The 8,537-nt window shown below is 74.2% G+C and carries 2 protein-coding genes and 2 pseudogenes; all 4 read right to left on the reverse strand.

Features of this window, described 5'->3' with window-relative positions; translation table 11 throughout:
* Positions 1–1,382 (reverse strand): condensation domain-containing protein (locus FNH08_RS37335; protein ID WP_228034587.1); only part of this gene is annotated, 1,382 nt, incomplete at its 3' end.
* Positions 1,383–1,410: 28 nt separating this feature from the next.
* The gene (locus FNH08_RS54175; protein WP_407704530.1) at positions 1,411–2,844 is read right to left on the reverse strand and encodes a condensation domain-containing protein; all 1,434 of its coding nucleotides are present in this window, start codon (positions 2,842–2,844) and stop codon (positions 1,411–1,413) included.
* Between the two features lie 150 nt (positions 2,845–2,994).
* A pseudogene (locus tag FNH08_RS54180) lies at positions 2,995–3,093 on the reverse strand (phosphopantetheine-binding protein); the annotation flags it as partial.
* Between the two features lie 180 nt (positions 3,094–3,273).
* Positions 3,274–8,529 (reverse strand): annotated as a pseudogene (locus tag FNH08_RS51140) (amino acid adenylation domain-containing protein); the annotation flags it as partial.
* Positions 8,530–8,537: the final 8 nt, after the last annotated feature.

Consider the following 8,537-nt stretch of genomic DNA (forward strand, 5'->3'; position numbering starts at 1 on the left):
GTGGGGTCCCGGTGTTCGTCGTCGCGCGCGGCGAGTCCGAGCCTGCCGAGCGGGAGTTCCGGGTCGGCCGCCATGGTCTCCAGGAGCCGTACGAGCCGGTCGAGGGTGGCGTGGGCCCAGTCGGCGTCGAACAGGTCGGGCCGGTAGGCCAGCCGGAAGCGGGGCCGGGGGCCGGGGAGCGCCACCAGGGTCACGGGATAGTGGGTGGCGTCGCGGCCGCCCGTGCCGACGACCTGAAGCCCGTCGCCCCGGTTCGTCGCCGCCTCGTCCATCGGGTAGTTCTCGAAGACGACGAGCGTGTCGAAGAGTTCCGGTACGCCCACCGCCCGCTGGATGTCGGCGAGCCCGAGGTGATGGTGGTCGAGGAGGCGGACGTACCCCGCCTGCACGCGCCGCAGCAGACCGCTCAGGGGCTCGTCGGGGCGCAGCCGGACACGGGTGGGCACGGTGTTGATGAACAGGCCGACCATCGACTCGACGCCGGGCAGTTCGGCCGGGCGGCCGGAGACGGTGGCGCCGAAGACGATGTCGTCGTTCCCGGTCGTGCGGCTCAGCAGGATCGCCCAGGCGGTCTGGACGAGTGTGTTCGCGGTGACGCCCAGGTCGCGGGCCAGGGTGGTCAGGGCTTCGCCGGTCCGGGCCGGCAACTCGGTCCGGGCCTGGGCGAGTTCGCCCGAGCTCCGGCCGTCCGGGGCGTGCGGGGCCAGGCGTGTCGGTTCCGCGACCGCGGCCAGCGCCTCCCGCCAGGCGGTCTCGGCGGCGGTACGGTCCCGGCGGCCCAGCCAGTCCAGGAAGGTGCGGTAGGGCGGGGCCGGCGGCAGTGCGGCGGGGTCGCCCCCGGCCTCGTACAGCGCGAGGAGTTCGCGCAGGAGGACGGAGACCGACCAGCCGTCGAGCAGGATGTGGTGGTGGGTGACGAGGAGACGGTGCCGGCCCTGGCCCGTGCGGGCCAGCGTGCAGCGGATCAGCGGCGGGGTGGCGGGGTCGAAGCCGCGCTCCCGGTCCTCGTCCAGCAGACGGGCCCACGCCGCCTCGATGCCGGTGTCGGTGCCTGTGCCTGTGTCGCTGTCGCTGTCGGGGTCCGGACCGGTCAGGTCGGTCTCGGTCCACGGCAGTACGGCGCGGCGCGGCACGACCTGCACCGGCTGGCCGCCCCGGCGGCGCCGGAAGGCCGCCCGGAGGGTGGGGTGGCGGTCCAGCAGGGCCTGGGCGGCGGCGCGCAGCCGGGCGGCGTCCACGGTGCCGTCGAGTTCGAAGACCAGTTGGACCAGGTAGACGTCCTGGGCGTCCTGTTCGTGCTCGTACAGGGCGTGGAAGAGGAGGCCCTCCTGAAGCGGGGTCAGCGGCAGGACGTCGACCTGCGCCGGTTGTGTCGCCGTCATGGCGTTCTCACCGTCTCCTTCGGTCGGGTCAGGCATCGAGGCCGGCGGCGAGTTCGTCGAGTTCGTCCTGGGACAGCGCGAGGGTCTCCGGTCCGCCTCCTGAGGAGCCCTCGGCCCGGGAGACGAGCGCGGTGAGGGCCGCGCGCCAGCCGTCGGCGAGGGCGTGGACCTCCGTCGCGGTCAGGACGCCCTCGGACCAGGACCAGTCGCCCACCAGGCAGGGACCGGTGTCGGAGTCGTGGACGACCGCGTTGACGTCGAGCGCGTGGGCGGCGGCCAGGCCGGGGTCGGATCCGGCGCCCAGGGACGAGGACTCGGGGGCGAAGGTCCACGGGGTGGTGCCGGACCCGTCCGGGGCGGTGAACCGGCCCAGGTAGTTGAAGCCGATCCCGGGGGCGGGCGGCTCGGCAAGGCGGTGGGCCGTGTCCGGGTTGAGGTGGCGCAGCAGGCCGAACCCGATGCCGTGGTCCGGCAGTTGCCGCAGCCGCTCCCCGACGCGCCGGACCGCGGTCTCGGCGGCGGGTCCTCCGGCCAGTGCCTCGGCGAGGTCGATGCCCTCCAGGCCGATGTGGACCGGGTACAGCGACGTGAACCAGCCGACCGTGCGGGACAGGTCGAGCCCGGGCGCCAGTTCCTCGCGGCCGTGTCCCTCGACGTCCACGAGGACGTGCGGGGAGCCCTGCCGCCCGGCGAGGGCCAGCGCGAGGCCCGTGAGGAGGACGTCCTGCGTGCCGGTGCCGAACGCGGAGGGGACGGTGGTGAGCAGCGGCCCGGTCACGTCGGACGGCAGGGTGAGGCGGAGCGAGCGCGTGGTGGCGGCGGTGTCCCGGGCGGGGTCGAGAGGGCGGGCTCCCAGCGGTGTGCGCGGGGCTGCGAGCGTACGGTGCCACAGGTCGGCCTCGGCCATCCGCGCGGGCCTGCGGGCCTCCTCGCCGAGCAGGCCGGACCAGCGGCGGAACGACGTGCCGACCGGCGGGAGTTTCGGGACGCGCCCTTGGGCGACCGCGGCCCACGCGGCCTCCAGATCGGGCACGAGGATCCGCCAGGACACCCCGTCCACGGACAGGTGGTGGACGACGAGCAGCAGACGCCCCGGGCGGTCCGGCCCGGCGTCGAACCACACGGCGCGCAGCATCACCCCGGCAGCGGGGTCGAGCAGGCCCAGCACGCGCTCGGACTCCTCCGCCACGGCCTCGCGCAGGTCGCCGGTCCCGGCTCCGCTCAGATCGCCGGTCCCGGCCACGTCACGACGGTCGAGCAGGTCCGCGGCCCGCACCCGGCCGACCGGGCTGACGTCGAGTTCAGCGGCGGGGGTGAGCCGGGCACGGAGCATGGCGTGGTGGTCGATCACAGCTTGCAGGGCTTCGGTGAGCCGTGGCAGCCCGGCACCGGCCGGAACCGTCAGAAGGACGGACTGGCTGAGCCGATCGATGGGCCCGCCGCGCTCCAGTAGCCACCGCATCACGGGGGTCAGGGGCAGCGCCCCAGCTCCACCATCCTCGACTTCGCCCTCTTCGTGCTCGCCTTCGCGCTCGCTGCCTCCCGCTGCCACCGGCCCTCGGGCCACGGCCGCGAGTCCGGCCACCGTCTGCTGCTCGAAGACGTCCCGCGGGCTGATCACCACTCCTGCCTCCGCCGCCCGGCTCACCAGCCGGATCGAGGCGATGCTGTCCCCGCCGAGGGCGAAGAAGCCCTGGTCGAGCGGGACGTCGGGCAGCCGGAGGAGGTCACGGAAGAGGCCGGCGAGGACGCGCTCGGCGGGAGACGAGGGTTCCCGTCCTGCGGGCGCCGTGGTGGGCGCGGCGGGTGCGGGCAGTGCCTTGCGGTCGAGTTTCCCGTTCGGGGTCAGCGGGAGGGTGTCGAGGGTGACGACGGCCGAGGGCACCATGTAGTCCGGCAGCGTCCGCTCGGCGTGCTGCCGCAGCGCCGACGGGTCGGGCTGAGCGCCGGGGGCGTCCGGCACGACGTACGCGACCAGCCGTCGCTGTCCGGGCTCGTCCTCCCGTACGACCACGGCCGCGTGGGCCACGTCCTGGTGCCGGGCCAGTACGGCCTCGATCTCGCCGGGCTCGATGCGGAAGCCCCGGATCTTGACCTGGTCGTCGGCCCGGCCCACGTACTCCAGCTCGCCCTCGGCCGACCAGCGCGCCAGGTCGCCCGTCCGGTACATGCGTTCACCGGAGCCGCTGAACGGGTCCGCCACGAACCGCCCCGCCGTCAGCCCCGGACGCCCCAGATAGCCACGGGCCACGCCCGCGCCGGCGAGGTACAACTCCCCCACCACTCCGGGCGGGACCGGCCGCAGCCAGGCGTCCAGCACGTGGGCGCGTGTGTCCATGACGGGCCGCCCGATGGGCGGGGCCTGGTCGCCGGAGAGGGGCACGCTGATCGTGGCGCACACGGTCGACTCGGTCGGGCCGTAGGCGTTGGCCATACGCCTGCCAGGTGCCCAGCGGGCCACCAGCTCGCCCGCGCATGCCTCCGCGCCGACGACCAGGGTCCGGAGTTCGGAGAAGTCGACGGTGTCGGTGGTGGGGAGCGTCGCGAGCGCGGCGGGCGGAATCAGGGCATGCGTGATCCGCCCGTCGGTGAGAGCCCGTCGCAGGACCTCGCCGACCAACGGCGCGTCCTCCGTCGGCACCACCAGCGTCCCGCCCGAGGCGAACGCCATCAGCAGCTCCATCACGGACGCGTCGAACCCGGGCGCGGAGAACTGCAGCACCCGGGAGTCCGGGCCGAGGCCGAAGCGTTCGATCTGGGTGCGCGCCAGGGCGGCGAGCCCCCGGTTCTCGACGACGACGCCCTTGGGCACGCCCGTGGAGCCGGAGGTGTGGATGACGTACGCGGCCTGCGCCGGGTCGTACGCCGTCGGCAGCTCGCCCGGCGCGCCGTCCGCGGTGGTGTCGTCGAGCACGGTGACGTCGTCGAGGACGTACGACGGCTGGGCGTCCCCGAGCAGGTAGTCGATCCGCTCGCGGGGCAGACCGGGGTCCACGGGCAGGAAGGCCGCACCGGTCAGCGCCACCGCCAGGACCGCGACGATCCGGTCCGCGGAGCGCGGCAGCGTCACGGCCACCACATCCCCCGGACCGAGGCCGCGCCCGGCGAGGACGCGCGCCAACCGGCTGGCCTGCGCGTCCAGTTCGGCGTACGACAGCTCGTTCAGCGCCGGGGCGCCCGGGGTCCGCCGGGCCTGCTCACGGAACAGTTCGGCGAGGGAGGCCGGGGGCACATCTCCGGACGTGGCGTTCCACTCGTCGAGCCGCCCTCGTTCTTCCGCGTCGAGGAGGTCGACGTCGCCGAGGCGCCGGTCGGGGTCGGCGGCGACGGCGGTCAGGAGACGTACGAGCTGTCGGGCGAGCCGCAGCGCCGTGTCCGGGTCGAACAGGTCGGTGCCGTACTCGGCGACGCCGTCGATGCCCGCCGGAGAACCGTCGTCGTGGCGGTGCTCGGTGAGGTACAGGGAGAGGTCGAAGCGGGCGGTGCCGGTCTCCACGGGCTCACGGCCGACGCCCAGGCCGGGCAGGGACAGTCCGGGCTCGGTGGTGTGGCCGGTGAAGGCCAGCATGACCTGGAACAGGGGGTGGCGGGCGAGGGAGCGCTCGGGGCTGAGCGCGTCCACGAGGAGGTCGAACGGAACGTCCTGGTGGGCGTAGGCGGCGAGGTCGAAGTCCCGTACGCGGTGCAGGAGTTCACGGAAGGTGGGGTTGCCGGACGTGTCGGTGCGCAGGGTGAGGCTGTTGACGAAGAACCCGACGATATCGTCCAGCCTGCTGTCGGTCCGGCCGGCGACCGGTGTGCCGATGGGGATGTCGGTGCCGGAGCCGAGCCGGGTCAACAGGGCGCCGAGCCCTGCCTGGAGCACCATGAAGAGCGTGACGCGCGAGGACGCGGCGAGATCGGCGAGCTGGGCGTGGAGCTCCGCGTCGAGGGCCACGGCGGCACGGTCGCCTCGGCCACTGGGTTCGGCGGGCCGCGGACGGTCGGCCGGGAGGGGCAGTTCCTCGGGCGCGCCGCTCAATGCCTCCTTCCAGTAAGCGATCTGGCGGGACATCAGTTCCGTCGGTTCGCTCTCGGTGCCGAGCAGATCGCGCTGGTGGCACGCGAAGTCGGCGTACTGGACGGGCAGCGGGCGCCACTGCGGCGCGTGCCCCGCGGATCGGGCCGCGTAGGCGGTCTCCAGGTCGCGCATGAGCGGTGCCATGGACCAGCCGTCCACGGCGATGTGGTGGGCGAGCAGCAGCAGGACGTGGGTGTCGGCGCCGAGTGCGTACAGGGTGGCGCGCAGGGGGAGGTCGGTGGCGAGGTCGAAGCGGTGACCGGCGGCGGCGGTGAGCAGGGCGGGCAGCCGCGCCTCGGTGGCCGGGACGACGGCCAGCTCGGGGCGGGCTTCCTCCGGGTCCAGGATCCGCTGGTACGGGGTGCCCTGGAAGTCCGGGCAGAGCGTACGCAGCGGTTCGTGGCGGGCGACGACGTCGGTGAGGGCGGCCTTCAGGGCCTCGCGGTCGAGGGGCCCGGTCAGGCGCAGGGCCCAGGGCACGGTGTAGGTGGTGTGGCCGCCGTCGAGGCGGCTCATGAACCACAGGCGCTGCTGGGCGTACGACAGCGGGAGCGGCTCCGGTCGCGGGTCCCGGCCGCCGAGTTCGGGGCGCCGTGCGTCCTCCGCCTCGCTCGCCCGGGTCGCGAGCCCGGCCGGTGTCGGGGTCTCGAAGACCGCGCGTACGGGCAGCGCGGTGCCGAGCGCGCCCCTGATCCGGTCGGCGAGGCGCATGGCGAGCAGGGAGTCGCCGCCGAGGTCGAAGAAGCCGTCGTCGGCGCCCACGCGGTGCGCGTCGAGGCCGAGGACGTCGGCGAACAGACCGCGCAGGATCTCCTCCTGCGGGGTCCGCGGGGCCCGGCCCGCGGTCCCGGCCCCCGTTGCGGCGGGGGCGGGCAGGGCGGCGCGGTCCAGCTTGCCGTTGGCGGTCAGCGGCAGCCGGTCCAGGACGACGACCGCCGAGGGCACCATGTGGTCGGGCAGCACCCGGGCCGCCCGGCTCCGTACGGCCGCCGTGTCGGGAGCGCGGGAGGGCTCCGCGGGGACGACGTACCCGACCAGCCGTCCGTCCCGCACGAGGACGACCGACCGCGCCACCTCGGGGTGCGCGGCGAGCGCCGCCTCGACCTCACCGAGTTCGATGCGGAAGCCCCGGATCTTGACCTGGTGGTCGGCCCGGCCCACGTACTCCAGTTCACCCGAGGCCGACCAGCGCGCCAGGTCGCCCGTCCGGTACATGCGCTCGCCGGGCGCACCGAAGGGAGCCGCGACGAACCGGTCCGCCGTCAGGCCGGGCCGCCCCAGGTATCCGCGCGCCAGACCTGCCCCGGCCACATAGAGCTCGCCGGTGACGCCCGGGGGCACGAGCCGCAGGCCGGGGTCCAGGACGTGGGCACGCAGGTCCGGGATGGGCCGCCCGATCCCGCTCGTGCCGCCCGCGGTCAGTGGAAGCCCCGTGACGTGGACGGTCGTCTCGGTGATGCCGTACATGTTCACCAGGACGGGGCTGTCCTGTGGGTGGCGCGTGTACCACTCGGCGACATGGGCGGGATCGAGTGCCTCGCCGCCGAAGACGATGTAACGAAGCGTCAGCCGCTCCGCGACGGCGGGCAGTTCCGCGTCAGCGCGCAGCAGTTGCCCGAACGCCGACGGGGTCTGGTTCAGCACCGTGACCCGTTCCCGCGTGAGCAGCCGCAGGAACTCCTCGGGTTCGCGGCTCACCGCGAACGGCACGACCACGAGCGTGCCGCCGTGCAGCAGCGCGCCCCACAGCTCCCAGACCGAGAAGTCGAAGGCGTAGGAGTGGAACAGCGTCCACACGTCGTCGGGGCCGAAGTCGAACCAGTGCCGGGTCGACTCGAACAGCCGGATCACATTGCGGTGCGGTACGGCGACGCCCTTGGGCCGGCCCGTGGAGCCGGAGGTGTAGATGACGTAGGCGAGGTGATTACCCGTCATCTGCACCGCGACGGGGGGCGCTTCGGGGAGCGGCTCGTCCAGTGTGAGCACGGGGACGTCCGAGGCGGGCAGGTCCGGGGCCGTCCGCCCGGTCGTCACCAGCAGCACGGGTGCCGAGTCGGCCAGCATGAAGGCGAGCCGGTCCGCCGGGTACTCGGGGTCCATCGGCAGGTACGCGGCGCCGGTCCTGAGCACGGCGAGTACGGCCACCACCAGGTCGGCGGAGCGGGGCAGCGCGAGGGCCACCAGCCGCTCCGGGCCCGCGCCGTGTGCGGCGAGCACCCGGGCCAGCCGGTCGGCGCGGGCGTCGAGTTCGGCGTAGGTGAGGCGGGTGCCGTCGTGCACCACGGCCGTCGCGTCGGGGGTACGGGCGGCCTGACGGGCGAACAGCTCGGGCAGGGTGGCCGCCGTCGAGGTCTCGGCGGCGGGCTCCTCTGTCAGCCCCTCTGTCAGCAACCGCTCGCGTTCCCGGGGCAGCAGTACCTCCACCTCGTGGACCCTGCGCGACGGGTCCGCGACGAGTGCTTCCAGCGTCACGGCGAAGCGGTCCAGGAGGGTGCGGGCACCCTCCTCGTCGTGGAGGTCGGGGCGGTAGGAGAGCCGTAGTGCCAGACGGTGCGCGGGCAGGACGGCGAGAGTGAGCGGGTAGTGGGTGGCGTCCCGGCCGGTGAGCTGGGTGATTCCGGTGGGGTCGGTGCCGGTCGAGACGGGGTGGTTCTCGAACGCGAGCAACGTGTCGAAGAGTTCGCCGGGTTCGCCGCCGGTGCCGGTGGCGCGCCGGATGTCGGCGAGGCCGAGGTGCTGGTGTGCCAGCAGGCCCGTCTGCCGGTCCTGGAGGCCGGTGAGCAGTTCGGCGACCGTGCCGCCGTCGTCCCAACGCACCCGTGTGGGGACGGTGTTGATGCAGAAGCCCACCATGGAGGCGATGTTCGGCAGTTCGGGCGGGCGGACGGAGACGGTCTGACCGAAGACCACGTCGGTGCGGCCGGTCAGGCGGCCCAGCAGCACGCCCCAGGCGCCCTGGACGAGCGTGTTGAGGGTGACGCCCAGGGACCGGGCCGTGGTGTCGGCGGTCCGGCTCAGCTCTTCGGTCAGTTCGACGACGAGTTCGTGCGGCAGCTCGGTCGTGGCGGGGGCCGTGGGGGCGAGCAGGGTGGGCT

Origin of the sequence: Streptomyces spongiae (assembly GCF_009377185.1) — a bacterium.
GTDB lineage: Bacteria > Actinomycetota > Actinomycetes > Streptomycetales > Streptomycetaceae > Streptomyces > Streptomyces spongiae.

Bases quoted from the DNA above. Each gene is read 5' to 3' on its own strand.
- FNH08_RS54175 (WP_407704530.1), bottom strand. From the start codon at position 2,844: ATGCGGTGGCTACTGGAGCGCGGCGGGCCCATCGATCGGCTCAGCCAG.